The sequence below is a fragment of the Bacillus sp. J41TS8 genome (assembly GCF_018333035.1).
In the GTDB taxonomy this organism is placed as follows: domain Bacteria; phylum Bacillota; class Bacilli; order Bacillales; family Bacillaceae; genus Bacillus; species Bacillus paralicheniformis.
The window spans coordinates 1-20,365 of sequence record NZ_BORF01000021.1 but is presented as its reverse complement, the minus strand read 5'-3'; the positions used below and the strand labels follow the sequence as shown (position 1 = coordinate 20,365).

The window sequence follows — 20,365 nt, the reverse complement described above, 5'->3', positions numbered from 1 at the left end:
GAGCATCGAAGGTCTTTACCTTTACACTATGTAAAAAAGGAGTGGAACACATGAAACCATTTGCAAAATATAAAGCATTTCTAGACCTCCATCATCAGTCAGGCCCGTTCGTTCTGCCGAATGCCTGGGATGCGGCCAGCGCCAAAGCGTTTCAAAACTGCGGTTTTAAAGCAGTCGGCACAACCAGCGCCGGAATTGCCATGTCCCTCGGCTATCCCGACGGCGAACATCTCCCTTTTGAAACATTGCTTTCCGTCCTGAAAACCATCACGGATGCCGTCGATATTCCCGTCAGCGCAGATCTTGAAGCGGGTTACGGCCAATCACCGGAAGCAGTTGCTGAAAACGCAAAAAAAGCCGCAGCGGCCGGCGTTGTCGGTATGAATATTGAAGACGGAACGAAAGACCCCTGCCGGCCGCTTTGTGATGCAACATTAATGGAAGAAAAAATTGCGGCTGTCAAAAAACTGAACCTTCCTGTTTTGATCAATGCCCGCACGGATGTATACTGGCTCAATGCAGACGCTCCCGGTTCCCGGCTTCAAACAGCCGTCCGGCGGGCAAATCGGTACAGACAAGCAGGCGCGGACTGCATATTTATCCCCAGAGCCAATGATACAGGCACCATTGCCGGGCTGAGAAAAGATATACCCGGACCACTCAACGTACTGGCCGGCTCACACACTCCCTCTTTACAAATTCTTTCCGAACTGGGGATCGAAAGAATCAGCTGCGGATCCGCCCCGTTCAGAGCCGCCCTGTCGCTGGTGAAAAAGATCGGTGAAGACATCATCACCCGCGGCTCCTTCAGTCATATGACGGACGGAGTCCTTTCATACGGCGAAGCTGCCGATTGGATCAGCCTTCACCGTAACCCAAAACAAAATCGTTGACCTAAACAGTTCGGTCTGTTAATATTTCATTTATGAAAACTCATGGGTTTTTTCGTAACCCATGAGTTTTATCATTGCGAAAGAAGGAGCCGGAATGAACGAAAAAAGAGCAGCAGTCTTAAGGGCCGCCAAAAAGCTGTTTGCCCAAAAAGGCTATCATAACGTTGCAATGCAAGCGATCGCTGAAGAATGCAAAATGTCAAAAGCATCTATTTATAAACTGTTTCAATCTAAAGAAGATCTTCTGCTGGCATTGATCAAGTTCAGAAAGCATGAAATGCTGAACAAAAGCGCCATCATCAATACGGAAACCTCGCTGACGCCAAAAGAAAGACTCGCTAAAAAAATCGCTTTGGAGATTACGGAATTCAGGGAAAACCGCCAATTTATCAATTTCCTCTCCAATGAGGGATCGTCTCCGGATACCGCGGTATTTAAAAAGCATCTGAAAGAAACAAAATCGCTGATCATCAGCTGGCATAAAGACTCTATCATTCAAGCGTACGGCGAAGAGGTGGAACCGTTTATATGGGATATCGTCATCATTTTCCACGGTTTGATGAGAGAATTCCTGTTTTTAGTCGGCACTGGAAAAGCACAGCCCGACGTTAAAACGATTCCGCCATTCATTATGTCGGTTCTGGATCTCTTCATAGAGAAAAAGCTGAACGAAGATCAGAAAAGTTCATTAAATGAAGACATTATTGCCTCCTATACGAATTTCTCATCATGCTGGGCACCGCCCAAAAAAGAGGAATTGCTTGAAGACCTTTTGCAAAAACTGAAAAACAAGATTTCCTCGCTGCCACAAGACGACGTTTCCGTGACAGAATTGCTGTCTGCCGCAGATTTGCTGAGCGAGGAGCTTTTCGCCAATGAGCCCCGCACGTATTTAATTAAGGCTCTCCTTGATTACCTTGGAAAAATCGAGGCGCTCCAATGCGATGTTTCACAAATACAAACAATTAGTATCAAAGAATAAGAGGGATTGATATGAATACAGGAACTGAACAACAGACATACAACAGAAATATCATCGTAGGTTTGCTCATTGCAGGGGCGTTTATCGCGATCTTGAACCAAACGCTTCTGGTTACGGCACTGCCGCATATTATGGCAGACTTAAACATAGACGCTACAAAAGCTCAATGGCTGACAACGGCGTTCATGCTGACAAACGGGATTCTCATTCCGATTACCGCCTTTTTAATCGAAAAATTTTCGAGCCGCGCGCTCGTCATCGCCGCGATGAGCATCTTTGTGGCGGGAACGGTCGTCGGCGCAGTTGCGCCTAACTTCCCGGTTCTCCTTGCGGCGCGAATCATCCAGGCCGCGGGTGCGGGAATTATGATGCCGCTCATGCAGACGATCTTTTTAACGATTTTCCCGGTTGAAAAACGCGGGGCTGCAATGGGTATGGTCGGTTTGGTCATCGCATTTGCACCGGCCATCGGACCGACATTGTCAGGCTGGATCGTCGACAGCTTTACATGGAGATACTTATTTTATATTATTCTGCCAATTGCCCTGATTGATCTTGTGCTTGTCATCTTACTGATGAAAAACGTTACGAAATTGAGAGAAACATCAGTGGACATCTTATCTATTATCCTGTCCAGCCTGGGTTTCGGCGGTTTATTGTACGGCTTCAGCAACGCCGGATCAGAAGGCTGGGGAAGCAATACCGTTTTAATTTCCTTTGCAGTCGGTGCGGTCGCTCTGTTCTTCTTTATCTCTAGACAATTAAGAATCAAAAGGCCGATACTCGAGTTTCGCGTTTTCCAATCGTGGACTTTTACGATAACAACGCTCCTCGGTATGATCGTTTTTGCATTAATGATCGGTACTGAAACCATTTTGCCGCTGTATACGCAAAACGTCAGAGACGTGACAGCTTTCGATTCCGGTCTGATGCTTCTGCCTGGCGCGATAGCAATGGGTATCATGTCGCCGATCATCGGCCGGATTTTTGACAAGATCGGTGGAAAAGGTCTTGCGATTATCGGTTTTGCCATCTTGCTGCTGACGTCGATCCCGTTTGCGGATCTGCAAATGGATACTTCGCTGACATTTATTATCGTCATTTATACGCTGCGGATGATGGGCACTTCCATGATTATGATGCCTCTCACAACCGCTGGCATCAATGCTCTTCCGATGCATCTCATCCCGCACGGAACAGCGATGAACAATACGATGCGCCAGATCGGCGGTTCAATCGGCACGGCCGTTTTGATTTCCGTCATGAGCAATTCAGCCAAAAACGCTGCCGCATCTAACCCGTTAAATGCGCTCATTCACGGCATGAATTCCGCCTTTATCGTGGCCGCTGTCTTGGCGCTGATCGGATTTATCCTTTCGTTCACATTGAAAAAGAAGCCGCAGGCCGACAAACAAGGCCAGCCGGCGCGCTGATCCTGACACGCCAGTTCAATCAAACTGGCGTGTTTTTATATGGTTTGATATATTTGATCCCTTGCAGCGTAAGAAGCATGAAGACCTGCTCTGCGTCTCCTTTCATATGAAATGAATATCATTCGAATTCTTCTCCTGAACAGACAAAAAGGCTGCCGGATACACCGGCAGCCTCGCTCTTTTATTTTAATCCATTTTCAACTTCTGTCACCATTTCAGATACGGACTCAAGACCTCCGCCTGACAGGTACCAGTAACCTGGATCAAGATATGTGATATGGCTCTTTTTATAAGCTTTTGTTGATTTTACAATTTCATTTTCAATGACTTCTTTTGCTGTTCCTTTTTCGCCGATGGCAGCGCTTCGGTCGATGACAAACAGGTAATCAGGGTTCTTTTCAGAAATATACTCGGAAGAGACGCTTTGACCGTGAAGGGAAGCCTCGATGTTTTTGTCGACAGGTTCAACGCCGAGCACATCATGGATCAAACCGAATCTTGAGCCGCTTCCATATGCGCTGATTTGTTTATCGCTTGTTAAGACGACCAATCCTTTGCCGCCTTTTTCTTTCGCAAGCTTGTTGGCTTTCTCTACTTTATCATCGATTTTCGCAAGAGCTTCTTTGACAGCATCTTCTTTACCGAAGATTTTTCCAATATTTTCGGTATTTTCTTTAAAACTGTTCATGTAGTTCTTCTGGTCAAGCTCGATGTCGATCGTCGGTGCGATCCTTTTAAACTCGTCATACTGCTCAGACTGTCTGCCTTCGATGATGATCAAATCGGGGTCAAGCTCTGCAATTTTTTCAAAATCAGGCTCTTTTAGTCCGCCGACGCTTTCGTATTTACTGTCTTTGTATTTTTTCAAGTAAGACGGGAGGGTTTGTTTCGGAAGGCCGACAACGCGATCGCTCAAGCCAAGCTCGTCAAGCGTGTCAAGCATTCCGAAGTTGAAGACAACGACTTTTTTCGGGTTTTTCGGTACATCTGTTGTACCGCTGTTATGTTTAATTGTGACGGTTTCTTTTTTAGAGGAAGATTTTGCATCTGTATCAGCAGCTTTGTTTCCGCAGGCGGCTACGACAAGAACGGTTATCAATGCCATAATCAATAAAGATAGTTTTTTCAATTCAAGTCACCTCATCATTTAAAATATACACAGATTTTTTGATCTCCGATTTGTTGAATCGGAATGTCCATATCATAGATGTCTTTCAGCACCGGCGTTTGGATAATGTCTTCCGCCGGCCCCTCTTTTACAATCCGCCCGTTTTTCAGGGCTGCGATTCTGTCTGAATAAACCGAGGCAAAATTAATGTCATGAATGACAATGACGATCGTTTTACCGCGATTTTCGACAAGGTCTTTCAAGAGCTTCATTATCTCTACTGAATGTTTCATATCGAGGTTATTTAATGGTTCATCAAGCAATATATAGTCGGTATCCTGAGCGATGACCATTGCGATAAAAGCACGCTGGCATTGGCCGCCGCTCAACTGATCGAGGTGTTTATGCTCAATCTCTCTCAGCTTCATATAATCAATCGCTTCGTCGACATATGCCCAGTCCTCTTTCGAGAGCCTTCCCTGTGAATAAGGAAATCTGCCGAAACTGACGAGCTCCCTGACAGTCAGCCTGATGTTGATCTGGTTGGACTGCTTTAAAATGCTGATTTTTTTGGCTAAATCATTGCTTTTGTAAGCGCTGATTTCCTTGCCGTCAATCAGCACTTTTCCGGCGTCCATTCCGATCAGCCTGCTGATGATGGACAAAAGCGTGCTTTTCCCCGCTCCGTTCGGTCCGATGAAGGACGTGATCATTCCTTTTTTTATCGTTAAAGTCGTGGGATGAACAACGGTCTGCTCTCCGAATTGTTTCATGATATCTCGTACTTCTATCATCATTTACGCTCCTTCAGCAACAGGTAAATAAAATAAATCCCGCCGATAAAATCAATGATCACAACAAGCGTCACCGTTAAACCAAACAGCTTTTCAACAATGAACTGGCCCCCGACAAGCGCAATGATGCTGAACAAAACCGCTCCGGGAATCAGGACGCTGTGCTTATACGTTTTAAATACTTCCCGCGCCACATTGACGACGAGCAGCCCCAAAAATGTGATCGGCCCTACAAGTGCAGTAGACACGGAGACGAGAACGGCGACGACGATCAGCATTTTCTTCACCGTCCGGTCGTAATCGATTCCGAGGTTGACGGCTTGATCCCTGCCGAGCGAAATGACATCAAAGTACGGATTATACCGCCAAGCGTAAACGAGAATCGCCAGAATGATGAGCGAAGCAAGCATTAAAATGTCCGTGTTCAAATTGTTGAAGCTGGCAAACATCTTGTTTTGAACAACTTGAAACTCGTTCGGATCGATCAGCATTTGCATAAAGGATGACAGGCTTCTGAACAATGTGCCGCATACGATTCCAACTAACAGCAGCAAGAAGATGTGCCTTCCCCCGCGGCGAAACATCAGGAAAAACAACACAAATGAAAAACAGACCATCAAACCGGTTGACAATAAAAAATTGCCGTTTTTACCAAGATCGGCAAGTTTGGCTGCACCGAAAAAGTAAATAATCCCGGTTTGCAGCAGAACATAGAGAGAATCGAGTCCGAGGATGCTCGGCGTCAAAATTCTGTTGTTTGTGATCGTTTGGAAAATCATCGACGAATACGCAATGGCTGTACCGACAACGATGATCGCAAAAACTTTGGCAAACCTCCGCGGAAGCGCGTATTCCCATACAGACGGCAATCCGTAGAACAGAAACAAGCTGATGCAGGCTGCCGCTATCACGATGAGTATAAGCATTTTCTGTTTATGACGCATAGGCTTTTCTCCTTAAAAGCAAGTAAAGAAAAACGCCGCTCCCGATGATGCCGACCATCAAACCAACCGAAATTTCGTACGGGTAAATGACGAGACGTCCCGCTATATCGCAAAACAAGACGAAAACGGCTCCGAGAACCGCCGTATGAGGCAGGCTGTTTTTCAAATGATCTCCCCTGTAGATGGACACGATGTTCGGGATGATCAAACCCAAAAAGGGAAGCGTGCCGACCGTCAGGATGACGACGGACGAAATAATAGATACGATGATCAATCCGATATTGACCACCCGCTTATAATTCAATCCAAGATTGATGGAAAAAGACTCCCCCATCCCGGCCAACGTAAATTTATTGGCGAACAGATAGGCAATGATAACGAGCGGTATACTCAGAAATAAGAGCTCATACCTCCCCTTCATGACAAGCGAAAAATTCCCTTCAAACCATGCATTGACGTTTTGAATGATATTGTACTGATAAGCCATGAAAGTGGAGATGGCGCTGACAACACTTCCGAGCATCATACCGACGAGAGGGATGAAGATCGCATCTTTGAACTTGATTCTGTCCAAAATTTTGACGAACAAAAAACTGCCAAACAGTGCAAAAACAAAGGCAAACAGTATTTTAACCACAATTCCTGCAGACGAAAAAAGCACGATCGCAATGATTACACCGAGCCTCGCCCAATCCATCGTACCAGCGGTGGTCGGTGAAACAAATTTATTACGCGTTAGCTGCTGCATGATCAGCCCGCAAATGCTCAAGCTCATTCCCGCAAGCACGATGCTAATCAAGCGCGGGATTCTGCTTATGTAAAGCGTTTGAATTTCGTCCTCGTTAAAGCGGAAAAGATCAAGAGGCGAAAGCTCCTTAACGCCGATGAATATCGAGCTGATTGAAAGAATGATGAGCATTAGCAATAAGTATCGTAATTTCATGCTGCAGTAGCCTCCTTGCACAACAAAGCAAACCCCTCCGCCGACGTTAATGATTATCATTATCAATAAGGATCTTCATATATCTTACCATTTTTTCTGACATAGTCAATAAGATTAATAGATACAAAGGTTGAAACCATGCGATTTCCCCATCTTTAGTCCTCCTCAAAAATACATTTGTTCATTCCTGAAAGAAAAACCTTGATTCTTCTTGTAAAAAGCGCAATAATTAAGATTAAATTTATTTCGAAAATTTAAACTTTGGGAGATGTAACAAATGAAAGTCGTTAAATTTGGGGGCAGCTCGCTCGCTTCAGGGGCTCAGCTAGAGAAAGTATTTCAAATTGTCACTTCTGATCCGGAAAGGAAGGCCGTCGTTGTATCAGCACCCGGAAAACGGCACCCCGAGGATACGAAAGTAACGGACCTTTTAATCGAATGCGCCGAACGGTACTTATCATCAAAAAAAGCGCCCGATCTGGTTGAGGCGATTGTCGGACGGTATGCCGATATCGCGCTTGAGCTCGGACTTGACGATGTCGTGATCGACCGGATCCGGGCCGACCTGCTTCAGCTGCTCGAAGGTGATAAAACAAATCCGGAACGGTTTATCGATGCGGTCAAAGCAAGCGGCGAAGATAACAATGCCAAATTGGTAGCGGCTTACTTCAGGCACCAGGGAGTTGAAGCGCACTATGTCAGTCCAAAAGACGCCGGGCTGTTTGTGACGAGCGAGCCAGGCAACGCACAAGTCCTGCCCGAGTCGTATGACAATCTGTTTCAGCTGAGACAGCAAAAGGGCATCATCATCTTTCCCGGCTTCTTCGGTTTCAGCCGGGAAGGCGAAGTCATGACGTTTTCGCGGAGCGGCTCTGACATTACGGGTTCCATTTTAGCGAATGGATTGAAAGCCGAGTTGTATGAAAACTTCACTGACGTTGACGCCGTTTATTCTGTCAACCCGGCGATCGTATCCAACCCGAAAGAAATCCGCGAGCTGACATACCGGGAAATGAGGGAGTTGTCGTATGCAGGCTTTTCCGTCTTTCATGATGAAGCATTAATCCCTGCTTTCCGGGCGCACATACCGGTTCAGATCAAAAATACAAACAATCCGGACGCGGAGGGGACAAGAGTTGTCACCACACGCGACAATACGAACGGACCTGTCGTCGGGATCGCCAGCGACAGCGGATTTTGCAGCATTTACATCAGCAAATATTTAATGAACCGCGAAATCGGCTTCGGACGCCGCGTTCTGCAAATCCTTGAAGATGACGGGCTGACGTATGAACACATTCCATCCGGCATTGATGATATTACGATCATTTTAAGGCAGGATCAAATGGATCAAGCAGCAGAAAAACGGATAATCAAACGGATCAAGGAAGAACTGGATGCCGATGAAGTGACGATTGAACACAATATTGCCCTGATTATGGTCGTCGGCGAAGCCATGCGCCATAACGTCGGAACGACGGCAAGAGCGTCAAAAGCATTGTCCGATGCGCGTGTCAACATCGAAATGATCAACCAGGGCTCCTCGGAAGTCAGCATGATGTTCGGCGTTAAGGAAGCTCAGGAAAAACAAGCGGTCCGCGCGTTATACCAGGAATTTTTCGCAAAAGTTCTCGTTTAAAAAAACCCCTTTTTTTATGGGGTTTTTTTGCTGTCAGAAAATATACCCTTCCCTAAAATTGCCTGCCTTAAATTCATTCACAAAACCGTTTTGAAAGCCGATATGTAAAGTAAATAAACTGATGGGAGAACACTTATGAATCTGTTGAAAAATATAAAAATCAGAAGCAAACTATTTGTCATCATTATCATTTCAGCGCTGGCTTTGTCGATTGTCGGCATCCAGGGGATAGGTGGGCTGAACAAGCTTTCCAAAGGTTCAGAGATCATCTATCAAGATCAATTGGTTCCCAACCAGTTGTTTGCAAAATTAAAAGCGAACAACCTTGATATTGATACGTACAAATTCGAGCTGATGGTGACGAAAGACAACGATCGAAATGAAACATTGCAAAAACACATTAAGGAAAAAAACGAAGAAAACAGCACCTTAATGGAAAAAATCGATCAGCTGAAATTAATGGACAACGTCTCTAAAAAATACGAAAATTTCAAAACCGAATACAAGAAATTGCAAGATATCAGCAGCGAGATGCTCAGCTTGGCGGTGAAGAACGAAAATGATAATGCATATGACGTCTATCTAAAAAAGATGGAGCCTCAAAGAGAAACGGTCAACCAGCTCATTGAAGACATTCAAACCTTAAATGCTGATAACGCCAAAACAATCTATCAGCAGGATTCTAAAGAAGCCGGTTCAATCATCACGCTTCTCATCATTGTCATTGCTGCAGCGCTTGTTTTATCCATCTCGATCGGCCTCTTAATGACAAGGCTGATCACAAAGCCGATCAAAGACATTCAGGCGCTGTTCGCAGAAACCGAGCAAGGCGATTTTACTGTCAAAGGAACATATCAATCGAAAGATGAATTGGGATTGCTGACATCATCATTTAACAAAATGGTAGGAGGCGTCCGTTCGATCATTGAAACGGTCGGCGAAACGTCGCACCAAGTTGCTTCTTCATCACAAGAGCTGAGCGCCAGTGCGGATGAAAGCACAAAGGCGAGCGAATACATCTCAACAACGATCCAGGAGCTTGCAGTAGGCTCCGATCAGCAGGTGGAAAGCGTTGAAAACAGCAGAACCGTTATTATGGGAATGACCGAGTTTGCCGGAAGAATTTCTTCAAATGCCGAAAAAGCGGCCGCCACCGCTGACCAGACGGCGAAGATGTCGCTTGAAGGCACGAAAGCCATTGATAAAGTGAGCACTCAAATGAAGTCTATTAATGAAACGGTCGTCTCTCTCTCAGAAGCATTTAAACATTTAACAGAGCGTTCCAATGAGATCGGAAATATTACCGAAGTGATTACGAGCATCGCCGAACAAACAAACCTGCTTGCTTTAAACGCGGCCATTGAAGCAGCCCGGGCGGGAGAACAAGGAAAAGGCTTTGCCGTCGTCGCGGATGAAGTCAGGAAATTAGCCGAGCAATCGGCTCGCTCAGCAGAACAGATTACAAGATTGATTACGATCATTCAAAACGATACGAAGCAGACAATGAACTCGGTCATTTCGGCAACCGGCGAAGTCAAAGAAGGACTTGTCGTCGTTCATGAAGCGGGAGGCGCTTTCCAAAAAATCGAAAACTCGATTACGGAGGTCGTCACACAGATCAATGACGTGACAAACTTGGTGAAAAACCTGACAGCCGGCGCAAGCGAAATCGAAACCGCCATTTCCGGCGTCAAAGAAGTAGCCGAAACAGCAGCGGGAGGCACGCAAACGGTTAGTGCGGCAACTCAGGAGCAGCTTGCTTCAATGGAAGAAATCGCCGCCGCATCACAGATCCTCGCGCAAAACGCCGAAGAGCTGCAGCACCTGATCCAGAAATTCAAAATTAAAGATTAACAAAACCCGCCAGACGCTGTCTGGCGGGTTTCTATTCATCATCATCTCTCGCTGTCAGCGGCAGACGGATGATAAATTTTGTTCCTTTGTTTTTCTCACTTTCAATCTCTACCGTACCGTTGTGCAGGGCGACGAGCTGTCTGACGATCGACAGCCCCAGCCCGTATTCTCCGTAAGGGGTGTTCGTCCGTGATAAATCTGCTTTATAAAAACGATCCCAAATGTTTTCAATATCCTTTTCATCAATGCCGATTCCGGTATCCTCTATTTCGATCACCGTCTCCTTATAGTCTTCCCGGCCTCTCAGCCAAACGGTTCCGTTCGTTGTGAATTGAATACTGTTTTTCATAATATTGACGAGTATCTGGATGAGCCGGTCGTAATCGGCATTGACCATCACATGATCTTCCACATCGAGGATCAGCTGATTCTGTTTCTCCTCAGCCTGAAGCGCCAGCTGCTCTTTAATGATTTCAAACACTTCGATCAGCGGATAATGCAGTTTTTGCAGTGTAATCTGATTGGAACGGATTTTTTCATAATCAAGGTTTTCGTTGACGAGGCGAATCAGCCTTTTTGTCTCCTCCGTAATCAGCTTCATACATTTATCCTGCTGATCTTCGGGTATCGTCTGGCTGTTCATCCCTTCCACTAAACCGCTGATCGTCGTCAGCGGCGTCTTCAGCTCATGTGAGACGTCAGTGATAAACTGCCTTCTCCGCTTTTCAAGCCGGTCGATTTCTTCGCTTGAGCTTTTTAACTTGCGGGCCATAATGTTAAAATCGTCGCCCAAATCACCGATCTCATCCTTATTGCGGTTTTCGATATGGATGTCATAATCTCCGGCGGCGACTTTTTTCGTTGCATCGCGGAGCTTCTGAATGCGGGCGACATGGAATTTGGACGTCAGCCAGCTTAGAAGAATAGCGACTAAGATAACACCCGCCGCCGTAAAGAGCATAAAGCGGTTCATGTCGCTGATCATTTCCTCGGTCCCGCTGATCGGAGCGGTCAGCAGAATGCCTCCCTGAAATTCATTGTTGACGATGTTGGGCAGCGCCACAACCGATACTTCCTCATTAAAACGGTTAAAATCGGTTTTGACGACCACGGCCTTTCCATCTTTAAGCTCTTTCCATTCTTCATCACTGAGCAGCAGCTTTCGCGGCCGCAAATCGGCCGGCGTCATCAAGACCTCTTTCTTTTCATTAAAAAGAAAGAAGCTGATCTTCCTGCTTCGCAAAATTTCCTCAAACGGCTTCATAATGGCCGGTGCGCCTTTTGGCCGCATCTCCATTTCGCCCATGATGCGATAGCCGTATGAAGACAGCTCATCGACTTTGCTTTCGTATGCAAAGTCTTTGACAAAGTGGGAAAACAGCGCCCCGGTAATGAGAAAAGCCATGATTAATATAGTGATGTGACTGGCCAGCAGCTGATAGAGATACTTAATCTTCATCGAACTTGTACCCTACTCCCCATACGGTATAAAGAAACGGCCGCGAGTCGCTGCCAAGCTTTTTTCTCAGCCTTTTAATATGAACATCAACCGTCCGCTCGTCTCCGTAGAATTGATATCCCCAAACCTGCTCAAGCAGCTGCTCCCTTGAGAAAACCTGTTTTGGACTTTGCACCAGGTAATACAATAAATCGAACTCCTTAGGCGTCAAATTTTGAATTTGAACGCCGTCCAAAAACACTTCTCTCGTTTTTTTATTGATTTTAAAATGTTCCGTTTCAAGCGAGTCGCTGTCAGCGGAATCCTGCGGGCCGGCACTTTGATACCTCCGGCTCACCGCTTTGATTCTCGCCACAAGCGCCAAAGGGCTGAACGGCTTTGTCACATAATCATCAGCTCCGAGCTCAAAACCGAGCACCTGGTCTGATTCCGTATCTTTTGCCGTCAGCATAATAATCGGAACCGTGCTCTCTTCCCTGACCTTTTTGCAGATCGTGACCCCGTCCATGGACGGCAGCATGATATCGATGATCAACAAATCCCAATCATCCGATTTAAAACGGTTATATCCTTCAAGTCCGTCATGGACGAACTCTGTTTCAAATCCTTCTTTTGCAAAAAACATTTCTGTCATTGTACATACGCTTAAATTATCCTCAATCATTAATATTTTCATCGTCAATATGCCTCCGCTAGACAAACGTTAGATTCATTTTACACAGGGCTCAGCCATTTCTCAATTCCATTATGAACATTTAAAGGACTGGCAACAGTTTGGTCATAATTTATTCATAAGTAGCGGCTAAGATGAAATCAAGCATAAGGCAAAAGTCCTGTTGCCGTTTGACTTCGCAGCCATAATAAATGAAATAGATACGGAGGAATCACGCGTTATGAATTTTTTCAAACGAGCCTTTTGGAGCATGAAAGCGAAAAAAGGAAAAACACTTTTACAATTGTTTGTTTTCACGATGATTTGCGTGCTCGTGCTGACAGGAATTACGATCCAGTCGGCGGCCGTGAAATCGAGCGAACTGGCAAGGGAACAGCTTGGAGGCAGCGTCACGCTCAAAGTTGACAGGGAAAAAATGATGACAGAACAGCAGGAATCAGGAGAACGGAAAAGGTTTGAATCGACCCCCGTTTCTGTCAAATCAGCCGAGAAGCTTGCGAGCCTTGATTATGTCAAAAGCTATAACTACATCTCCTCAACGTCTGCTTTAGCGGACAATTTCGATCCGATCGAAAGCGGTGACGAGGATTCAACGGACTCAAACAGCGAGCAGCCGGCCGGACCGGGCGGCAATGAACAGGGCGGCCGGCAAATGATGCAGGCAGACGTATCAATCGAAGGTGTGACAAGCACAGCCCTTGTCGACGAATTTTCCGACGGGACGTCCAAGATCACAGAAGGCCGCGCTTTAACAAAGGATGATGTGAATAAAAAAGTCGCCGTGATTGAAGAAACGCTTGCCGAAGAAAACGATCTGAAGGTCGGCGATACGATCAAAGTCAAAGCGAGCAGCGATGAAGCTGCAACGATCAATTTAAAAATCGTCGGAATCTATCAAACGACTTCATCCGGTGATAATCAAGCGCAAAACTTCGCCTTTCTAAACCCTTATAACAAAATCTACACACCATATACGGCGGCATCGGCCTTAAAAGGCGACGATGATCAAAACGCGATTGATGAAGCGGTCTACAATATGGACGACCCCTCCAACATCGACGCTTTCATTGCGGCTGCCAAGAAAACAGGCATTGATTTGGATACATTTACATTGGACGCCAATGACCAATTGTACCAGCAGATGGTCGGCCCGATTGAAAATGTCGCGTCCTTCTCGAAAAATGTCGTCTATCTCGTCACAATCGCCGGAGCGGTGATCCTCGGACTGATCGTCATGATGTCAATCAGGGAGAGAAAATACGAAATGGGCGTTCTGATGGCGATCGGTGAAAAACGCTGGAAACTCGTCGGACAGTTTTTGACCGAAATCTTAATGATCGCAGTGCTTGCCATCGGCATCTCAGCATTAACCGGCAGCTTGATTGCCGGGCAAATCGGGAATCAGCTCTTGAGCCAGCAAATCGAACAAACGTCAGCTAGCCAGTCTGCAGGCGGAATGATGGGTCCAGGCGGCGGAGGCTTATTCGGACAAAGTACCGCTCAAGTCTCAGCCATTGATCAGCTCGACATCCAAGTATCCTTCGGGGACTTGATGGCACTCGGCGGCATCGGCCTTTTAATCGCGCTGTTCGCGACGCTCCTTCCGTCAATATCTGTTTTAAGGCTCCATCCGAAAACGATTTTATCAAAACAAGAATAGAAAGAAGTGAAGATCATGGGTACTATTTTAGAATTTCAGAATGTCGGCTATTGGTATAAAAATCAGAATCAGCCTCTTTTCGAAAAGATCAGCATTCAATTCAGCCAAGGGCTCTTATATACGATTGTCGGGACTTCCGGCTCCGGCAAAACGACCTTTTTATCGCTGGCAGGCGGACTTGATGCACCAAAAGAGGGAGACATCCTGTATAAAGGAGAAAACATTTCAAAAATCGGGCTGACCAGCTTCCGCAATCAAAATGTATCGATCGTTTTTCAATCGTATAACCTGCTGCCGTATATGACGGCTCTCCAAAATATCACATCGGCCATGGAAATTACCGGATCTCAGGTCAAAAACAAAGAACAATACGCTTTGGAGATGCTCGAAAAAGTCGGCATCGGCGAAAAGCAGGCCAGACAGAAAGTATTGACATTAAGCGGCGGCCAGCAGCAGCGTGTCTCCATCATCAGAGCGTTCTGCTGTGACACGGACTTAATCATCGCCGATGAACCGACAGGCAACTTGGATGAAAATACATCAAAGGACATCGTCCGGCTCTTCCAAAACCTTGCCCACCAAGAAAACAAATGTGTCATCATGGTCACCCATGATGAACAGATCGCAAAAGTATCCGATGTCAACATCCGGCTTTCAAGGGGCGGCTTTACCGTCAAAAACCGCAGATCCGCAGGATAAGAGGAACGGCATGAGCCGTTCCCCTTCTTTTATGATGAAGCAAAAGCTTCTGCAGCAGCCGCCAAATAATACGAGAGGCCGGTTTGCTGATTTTCAAGCATCCCGCGATGAAAATCATCTTCGATAAAGAAGCGTGTCTGCGTCTGAAAATCACCGGGTGTGATCCCTAAAAACTTGAGGTGCCGTTTAATAGCGGTCTTTACTTGTTCATGGTCGTGTTTGACTCCATCTCTGAGCGCTTCGGCCATTCCATTCATAAAACGGGCCGCCTCTTCAGCTTTTTCATTCATTTCTTCCGCGATGATCGGTTCTCCTTTCAACAAATCGACGTCATATGCCTCCTTCAAATAGCGGTTCTGTTCAGCGAGTGCGTCCTCCCATTCCCTGCTGCTTGAAAACCCTTTAAACATTTTTGATTGATCCATTGCTTCTCCTTTCCCGGCCTGCTGAATCGAGAGATCGATCGTAGAAATCAGCTGTTTTATCCTGTCCAAACGGGCAGAAAAAAGACGTTTCTGCTCAGACAAAATCGTCAACCGATCAGCTTTGCCGTCCAGTATTTGCTTAATTTCCTTGAGCGGAAATTCGAGCTCCCGATAAAACAAGATATGCTGCAGCCGTTCCAGCTCTTTTACCCCGTACAGGTGGTAGCCGGCATCCGTCACTTCCGCGGGGCATAAAAGGCCGATTTTATGGTAGTGGTACAGCGTTTTGATCGTGATATTCGCCAACCCGGCCACTTCTTTTACCGTATAGAGCATCAAACTTCACCTCGTCTGTCATGTTAAAGGGTGCCCTAAGGGCGGGGTCAATCCATTACACGGCCTTTTTTTTATTTTTTTTCATTTTTACATAAGCGACTAGGCAAATAAAAGCGGGAAGGATCACCTGCATCGGCAAATGGACATATAAAGGAACAAACTCGATTCCTTCTTTGACATGCTCCGAAATGTTGCTGGCAATGGAGACAGATAAAATCAAAATGATAATGCCGATGACATGAACGATTTTGGATGGGTTTTTAAGCTTGAATAAGACGGTCACGCCTTCGGTTACGGCATACATGAAAATGCTCATCTTAAAAAAACCGCCAATTACCAACACGAGCATGAAAAATACATCAAGCCTGTCCAGAAATTCGACTACTTGAATCGTCTGGATCGTACTCAGCAATGGGAAGCGCGACCTCATATTGAGGTCGACGCCAAGCACGCTGATGTTCAATGCCACATTAAAAGCCAGGATGATGCCGCTGATGGCGATTCCCAACAGCCCCGCTTTTTTCGCCTGTTTCTTTTCTTTTAAATACGGCAGGATCAATGTAAAGACGATAATTTCGCCAAACGGAAAATACAGCGTTTGCGTGAACACGGCATGAAGCATCGGACCGGGGCCGTTTCCGAGAATGGGCAAAAGCTCTTTCGGTTTAATCAAGCCTGACGAAACAATTAAGATGAGGCCCGTGACAGCGAGCCAAAACATGATGCCAAACAGCAGCTCCCCTGAACGGGCCAGGACTTCGATTCCTTTCCTCACGGTAAAAATACAAACTGCAATCAACAAACCATTCGCGAAGATAATCGGCGTATTCGGATAAGCCGATGTCAGCAGCATTTCGCCAAAATCGCGCAGAACCCTTGCCGCAATATAACAATAATAAACAATGTAGATAAAAGTCAGGCCCCAGCCAACCGGTTTTCCAAAAATATTCATCAGCGTTTCATAGGGAGAGGCATCAGGATTCACTTGGTAGAAAAAGTGGTGCATCATAAACAAAGCCAGTCCCCCGGCTGTTCCGAACAAGATCGCGATCCAGGCGTCCTGTTCTGCAGATTGTCCCGGAAAAATCAGCAGCGAGCTGCTGAGTTCAAACAAAACAATCAGCACGAACAGCTGTGAAGCACTGATTTTTGCTTTCTCCATTTAAAGCCCTCCTCTCTCTTTCATTCAAGAACGCCCTTCGTGATGATTCAAAATGTTCGGGTTGTTCCTTAAACCCGTTCTCCTTATATATGCGTTAACCGTAATGTCGACATCTGTGTCAGGAAAGTACCGGTTGCTCCACTCACCCTCCATCTTTTTCCACACTTTCGGGTGGTTGCGATACACAATATCACCGAATTGCAGAACATCCGTCTTGTTTCGCTTAGCAACATCAATCGTATGCTGCAATTCATTTTTCAGTTCCTTTGCCAGCTTCCTTTCGATGTCGCTCAGCACTTTTGGATCATCGAGGTGAATCGGCACAGTTGTTTCGCCGATGTCCCCTTCCATGTCGACGTCAACCGAAATCGCCGGCTTGCCGTTTTTAAGATGAGATCTGATTTTTGTTTTTTGGCGGATGATGTCAAATGTGACGGCATCTTTTTCGTGATTCAATGTAGTTGTCAAATACGTTCTGCTGATTTTATTGCGCAGCCATAAAACGCCTCGCGCGGTTTTGCCTTCAAGCCAGTTGACGAGCTTGCCCTCTTTAATGACTGCCAGCCCGTCCGCTTCGACTATTGCCTCAGGAGATGTAGACTGCACGTTTTCCATCTTTTCACCCTTCTCCTTGTTTCCGGTTACTTTAAAAGAAGAAATAATCGGGTGCTTTGCCTTCGATGTCAAGCACTTGATGACATCCTGTACGCTCGTCTTCATATGTTCTCCCAAAAGCTCTTCAGTAAATTGCAGTGTTTTGTTTACTTTATTTGACGGGATCTTATCGATCGGCGTCAGCGTCCGGATGAATGTTTTCGCTTTTTGACCGCGGGAAATAATAATCGTTGCCGTTGAACGAAAGTCGGTGTCCCGGTCAAGAACATCAAGAATTTTGATCAAACCTTCTCCCTTGGCGAGTTTTTCATCAACAACCACGAGGTTCGTGTGGGAGTAATAAATTTCCCGCGACATTTTCGCCGACGCGTGCCTGCTCATTTCCGTCAGATTGTTGCCCGTCACAGAATAGCTTGAAACCGGCGGCCTGTCTCCTCCCTGTCCGCCTTGAAGGCCTCCTGTCACATTGATCGGATTGACGATCTGATAGCTCAATTCGTAATCTGTATCTTTACCTTTATCAATACCGATGGCAGTGATCAGCAGCAAATCTGTCAGCTCTCTTTTATCCCAGCATCCTTGAAGAAGAACAATGGCGGCCAGCAGGAGCACAATCTTAAGGCTTCGTTTCATTTGGATCACCATCTTCTTGTTTTGTCTTCATATCGCCTGAATCCGGCGGATCGGGTTTCTGGTATTCTCCTTGGCGCACCTTATTGTCATTGCCGATCAGTTCAGGCCGCTTCTCATGTGTCCACAAAGGCAAACGAATGATGGAGTCGCCCCAGTTTTTCAAAATAAACGGCGCAAAAGGCGTCATATATGGAACACCGAATGAACGAAGGCTGCTTAGATGGACAAACATGATGATCAGTCCAAGAATAATACCGTAAAAACCCGTCGTCGCCGCGGCTAATATAAAGAAAAACCGAACCAGCCGGGCGGAAATCGCCATGGCGAAGGAAGGTGTAGCAAAACTTGAAATCGCTGTGATCGCTACGACGATAACCATCGCCGGCGACACAATCCCCGCCTGAACCGCCGCCTGTCCAATGACGATGGCTCCTACAATCGAAACAGCAGAACCTATCGCTTTCGGAAGCCGGATACCCGCCTCTCGCAAAATTTCAAACGAAATTTCCATGATCAGCGCTTCCACCACAGCCGGGAACGGCACGATTTCACGCTGCGCGGCAATTACGATCAAAAGCTCCGTCGGGATCATTTCCTGGTGAAACGTCGTCGCACCGACGTAGACGGCAGGCGCAATAAGCGAAATAAAAAAGATCAACACGCGTAAAAAGCGGATGAACGTCGCAATGTCAAAGCGTGAATAGTAATCCTCAACAGATTGAAAAAATTGAATAAAAACGGCAGGGACAAGCAGGACAAACGGTGTACCGTCAACAAAGATGGCGATTCTTCCTTCAAGCAGATTCCCTGCGACCATGTCCGGCCTTTCGGTATGATATACCGTTGGAAAGGTCGTAAACACAGCGTCTTCGATAAACTGTTCAATATATCCCGATTCAAGGATGCTGTCGATCTCAATGCCAGCCATCCTTTTTTTGACTTCTTTCACCGTTTTCGGGTCGCACACTCCGTTGATATACATGATCGCTACATCGGTTTTTGTGACGCTTCCCATCGTCATTTTTTCAACCCAAAGATTCGGGTTTTTAATGATTCGGCGCACCAAAGAAATATTCGTGTCGAGAGCTTCGATAAATCCCTCACGTGAACCGCGGAATGCCTGCTGATTTTCAGGCTCCTTGATCGAACGCTTTTCCCCGCCTTTCGTGGTCGTAATAACCGCTGTTTCCGTTCCCTCGGCCAAAATGATCGTATCCCCTGCCATCAAAGATTCAAGCATCTTGTCCAATCGCTTTTCTTTTTCAACACCGCCCAGTGCGACGGCATCACTTGCAATCGTCTCAAGAACATCCCGTCCGTACTCCTTTTTCGCTAATTCTTCAGAGCTCATGATCGATTCCAGCAAAAAGTCGTGAATCGCTTTCTCATCTGTAATGCCGCCGACATAAACGACGGCTATTTCGATTTTCTCGTCAGCGCCCGTTTTTAATTTGCGGATGACAATATCCGCGCTGTTTCCGGTCGTTTCTTTAATCACGCTCAGGTTTTCGGCAAGCAAGGGGCGCACAAACCCGGATACATTTACGGTTTCTGGGTTTTTATCTCCGCTCATAAGAGATTCTTGTTTGTTATCTTTTTGATGACGACCTTTAAAAAAGAATGGCATGGCTGTCAGAATCCCCTTTTCGTTTTTCATATTTTTCCTTACGAAAGCACATTTATACTATTCCCGGGGGAATAGTGCTTTATGAAAAGAGAAAAAATAACGGGGAACGGAGAGTGGTGAAAAGTTGAAACTGATCGGAATCGGGCTTTTATTATTTGTTTCCTTAGAGACTTTTGCCGTCATGCTGGATGTATTTCAAGGCATGACCCTGCAAAGGGCCGTATTAAACTCCCTGACGTTTGCCATCTTAGAAGTGGGCGAGTGGATCATGATCCTTTTATTTATCATTTTTCTCGAAGCCTCGGCGAACTTCCGCAAGAAGAAAAAAAGGACATAAAAGGCTCCCTATCAAAGGGAGCCTCAGCTTGTCGACAAAGCCATAAAAAGTGGCTTGATCGACAAGCTTTTTTTGTTAAAATGTGAGTGAAATCTAGTTTTTGGAGGTTTTTCCATGTTGTCTAAGCACTCTAAAGATCAGCGCGAACA

The 20,365-nt window shown here is 46.0% G+C and carries 18 protein-coding genes and 1 pseudogene; 9 read left to right on the top strand and 10 right to left on the bottom strand.

Annotated elements, in window-relative coordinates; all coding sequences use genetic code 11:
• Nucleotides 1–50 precede the first annotated feature (50 nt).
• The 3 genes from KI350_RS21230 to KI350_RS21220 all read left to right on the top strand — a co-directional run bounded on the left by KI350_RS21230 (nt 51) and on the right by KI350_RS21220 (nt 3,308).
• Nucleotides 51–893: an isocitrate lyase/PEP mutase family protein gene (locus KI350_RS21230; protein ID WP_059231857.1), complete on the top strand. Its 843-nt coding sequence runs from the start codon at nt 51–53 to the stop codon at nt 891–893.
• Nucleotides 894–987: 94 nt separating this feature from the next.
• Nucleotides 988–1,875 (top strand): TetR/AcrR family transcriptional regulator, encoded by an 888-nt coding sequence (locus tag KI350_RS21225; protein WP_020450175.1) that lies wholly within the window; start codon nt 988–990, stop codon nt 1,873–1,875.
• A gap of 11 nt (nt 1,876–1,886) precedes the next feature.
• Nucleotides 1,887–3,308: an MDR family MFS transporter gene (locus KI350_RS21220; protein WP_026580547.1), complete on the top strand. Its 1,422-nt coding sequence runs from the start codon at nt 1,887–1,889 to the stop codon at nt 3,306–3,308.
• A 181-nt stretch (nt 3,309–3,489) separates the two neighbouring features.
• Here KI350_RS21220 and KI350_RS21215 read toward each other — a convergent pair whose 3' ends face one another.
• Genes KI350_RS21215 through KI350_RS21200 form a run of 4 tightly spaced genes read right to left on the bottom strand, consistent with a single transcriptional unit; the run spans nt 3,490 to nt 7,097 of the window.
• Nucleotides 3,490–4,437: a siderophore ABC transporter substrate-binding protein gene (locus KI350_RS21215; protein WP_035337207.1), complete on the bottom strand. Its 948-nt coding sequence runs from the start codon at nt 4,435–4,437 to the stop codon at nt 3,490–3,492.
• A 14-nt stretch (nt 4,438–4,451) separates the two neighbouring features.
• Complete coding sequence (locus KI350_RS21210; RefSeq protein ID WP_020450172.1) at nt 4,452–5,210, bottom strand: iron ABC transporter ATP-binding protein; 759 nt, start codon at nt 5,208–5,210, stop codon at nt 4,452–4,454.
• A complete protein-coding gene (locus KI350_RS21205) occupies nt 5,210–6,154 on the bottom strand; it encodes an iron chelate uptake ABC transporter family permease subunit (protein ID WP_059231855.1) in 945 nt (314 codons plus the stop codon). The genes KI350_RS21210 and KI350_RS21205 overlap by 1 nt, the downstream gene beginning before the upstream one ends.
• On the bottom strand, nt 6,144–7,097 hold the full coding sequence (locus KI350_RS21200) for an ABC transporter permease (protein WP_026580546.1): 954 nt from the start codon (nt 7,095–7,097) through the stop codon (nt 6,144–6,146). Before KI350_RS21200 ends, KI350_RS21205 begins: the two co-directional genes overlap by 11 nt.
• A gap of 277 nt (nt 7,098–7,374) precedes the next feature.
• Between KI350_RS21200 and KI350_RS21195 the strand changes: the two genes are divergently transcribed.
• From KI350_RS21195 to KI350_RS23490, 3 genes and pseudogenes are all read left to right on the top strand, one after another.
• Nucleotides 7,375–8,736, top strand: coding sequence for an aspartate kinase (locus KI350_RS21195; protein ID WP_025810139.1), 1,362 nt, complete (start codon nt 7,375–7,377; stop codon nt 8,734–8,736).
• A 135-nt stretch (nt 8,737–8,871) separates the two neighbouring features.
• Nucleotides 8,872–9,636: pseudogene (locus KI350_RS23495) on the top strand (MCP four helix bundle domain-containing protein); the annotation flags it as partial.
• On the top strand, nt 9,637–10,590 hold the full coding sequence (locus KI350_RS23490; RefSeq protein ID WP_373367326.1) for a methyl-accepting chemotaxis protein: 954 nt from the start codon (nt 9,637–9,639) through the stop codon (nt 10,588–10,590).
• Between the two features lie 31 nt (nt 10,591–10,621).
• Here KI350_RS23490 and KI350_RS21185 read toward each other — a convergent pair whose 3' ends face one another.
• Both KI350_RS21185 and KI350_RS21180 read right to left on the bottom strand, forming a co-directional pair.
• Complete coding sequence (locus KI350_RS21185) at nt 10,622–12,049, bottom strand: sensor histidine kinase (protein WP_020450167.1); 1,428 nt, start codon at nt 12,047–12,049, stop codon at nt 10,622–10,624.
• The gene (locus KI350_RS21180; RefSeq protein ID WP_020450166.1) at nt 12,039–12,725 is read right to left on the bottom strand and encodes a response regulator transcription factor; all 687 of its coding nucleotides are present in this window, start codon (nt 12,723–12,725) and stop codon (nt 12,039–12,041) included. The genes KI350_RS21185 and KI350_RS21180 overlap by 11 nt, the downstream gene beginning before the upstream one ends.
• 217 nt (nt 12,726–12,942) lie before the next feature.
• Between KI350_RS21180 and KI350_RS21175 the strand changes: the two genes are divergently transcribed.
• Together KI350_RS21175 and KI350_RS21170 are read left to right on the top strand one after the other, a co-directional pair.
• Nucleotides 12,943–14,382: an ABC transporter permease gene (locus KI350_RS21175; RefSeq protein WP_025810144.1), complete on the top strand. Its 1,440-nt coding sequence runs from the start codon at nt 12,943–12,945 to the stop codon at nt 14,380–14,382.
• A gap of 15 nt (nt 14,383–14,397) precedes the next feature.
• Nucleotides 14,398–15,081 (top strand): ABC transporter ATP-binding protein, encoded by a 684-nt coding sequence (locus KI350_RS21170; protein WP_025810145.1) that lies wholly within the window; start codon nt 14,398–14,400, stop codon nt 15,079–15,081.
• A gap of 29 nt (nt 15,082–15,110) precedes the next feature.
• On the opposite strand, the gene KI350_RS21165 is transcribed toward KI350_RS21170, so the two are convergent.
• From KI350_RS21165 to KI350_RS21150, 4 genes are read right to left on the bottom strand one after another with little or no spacing between them, the layout of a single operon-like run.
• Complete coding sequence (locus tag KI350_RS21165; protein ID WP_025810146.1) at nt 15,111–15,842, bottom strand: MerR family transcriptional regulator; 732 nt, start codon at nt 15,840–15,842, stop codon at nt 15,111–15,113.
• A gap of 55 nt (nt 15,843–15,897) precedes the next feature.
• Entirely contained in the window at nt 15,898–17,004 is a 1,107-nt protein-coding gene (locus KI350_RS21160; RefSeq protein ID WP_025810147.1) for a GerAB/ArcD/ProY family transporter, read from the bottom strand.
• 24 nt (nt 17,005–17,028) lie between these two features.
• Entirely contained in the window at nt 17,029–18,252 is a 1,224-nt protein-coding gene (locus KI350_RS21155; RefSeq protein WP_025810148.1) for a Ger(x)C family spore germination protein, read from the bottom strand.
• A complete protein-coding gene (locus KI350_RS21150; RefSeq protein ID WP_025810150.1) occupies nt 18,236–19,879 on the bottom strand; it encodes a spore germination protein in 1,644 nt (547 codons plus the stop codon). Before KI350_RS21150 ends, KI350_RS21155 begins: the two co-directional genes overlap by 17 nt.
• 124 nt (nt 19,880–20,003) lie before the next feature.
• Here KI350_RS21150 and KI350_RS21145 point away from each other — a divergent pair, with 124 nt between their 5' ends.
• Nucleotides 20,004–20,216: a YczF family membrane protein gene (locus KI350_RS21145; protein ID WP_025810152.1), complete on the top strand. Its 213-nt coding sequence runs from the start codon at nt 20,004–20,006 to the stop codon at nt 20,214–20,216.
• The last annotated feature ends 149 nt before the right edge of the window (nt 20,217–20,365 follow it).

Excerpts from the sequence above, each read along its gene's own strand:
- KI350_RS21230 (WP_059231857.1), top strand. The coding sequence starts at position 51 with ATGAAACCATTTGCAAAATATAAAGCATTTCTAGACCTCCATCATCAG.
- KI350_RS21225 (WP_020450175.1), top strand. The coding sequence starts at position 988 with ATGAACGAAAAAAGAGCAGCAGTCTTAAGGGCCGCCAAAAAGCTGTTT.
- KI350_RS21220 (WP_026580547.1), top strand. The coding sequence starts at position 1,887 with ATGAATACAGGAACTGAACAACAGACATACAACAGAAATATCATCGTA.
- KI350_RS21210 (WP_020450172.1), bottom strand. The coding sequence starts at position 5,210 with ATGATAGAAGTACGAGATATCATGAAACAATTCGGAGAGCAGACCGTT.
- KI350_RS21205 (WP_059231855.1), bottom strand. The coding sequence starts at position 6,154 with ATGCGTCATAAACAGAAAATGCTTATACTCATCGTGATAGCGGCAGCC.
- KI350_RS21200 (WP_026580546.1), bottom strand. The coding sequence starts at position 7,097 with ATGAAATTACGATACTTATTGCTAATGCTCATCATTCTTTCAATCAGC.
- KI350_RS21195 (WP_025810139.1), top strand. The coding sequence starts at position 7,375 with ATGAAAGTCGTTAAATTTGGGGGCAGCTCGCTCGCTTCAGGGGCTCAG.
- KI350_RS23490 (WP_373367326.1), top strand. The coding sequence starts at position 9,637 with ATGGTAGGAGGCGTCCGTTCGATCATTGAAACGGTCGGCGAAACGTCG.
- KI350_RS21185 (WP_020450167.1), bottom strand. The coding sequence starts at position 12,049 with ATGAAGATTAAGTATCTCTATCAGCTGCTGGCCAGTCACATCACTATA.
- KI350_RS21180 (WP_020450166.1), bottom strand. The coding sequence starts at position 12,725 with ATGAAAATATTAATGATTGAGGATAATTTAAGCGTATGTACAATGACA.
- KI350_RS21175 (WP_025810144.1), top strand. The coding sequence starts at position 12,943 with ATGAATTTTTTCAAACGAGCCTTTTGGAGCATGAAAGCGAAAAAAGGA.
- KI350_RS21170 (WP_025810145.1), top strand. The coding sequence starts at position 14,398 with ATGGGTACTATTTTAGAATTTCAGAATGTCGGCTATTGGTATAAAAAT.
- KI350_RS21165 (WP_025810146.1), bottom strand. The coding sequence starts at position 15,842 with ATGCTCTATACGGTAAAAGAAGTGGCCGGGTTGGCGAATATCACGATC.
- KI350_RS21160 (WP_025810147.1), bottom strand. The coding sequence starts at position 17,004 with ATGGAGAAAGCAAAAATCAGTGCTTCACAGCTGTTCGTGCTGATTGTT.
- KI350_RS21155 (WP_025810148.1), bottom strand. The coding sequence starts at position 18,252 with ATGAAACGAAGCCTTAAGATTGTGCTCCTGCTGGCCGCCATTGTTCTT.
- KI350_RS21150 (WP_025810150.1), bottom strand. The coding sequence starts at position 19,879 with ATGCCATTCTTTTTTAAAGGTCGTCATCAAAAAGATAACAAACAAGAA.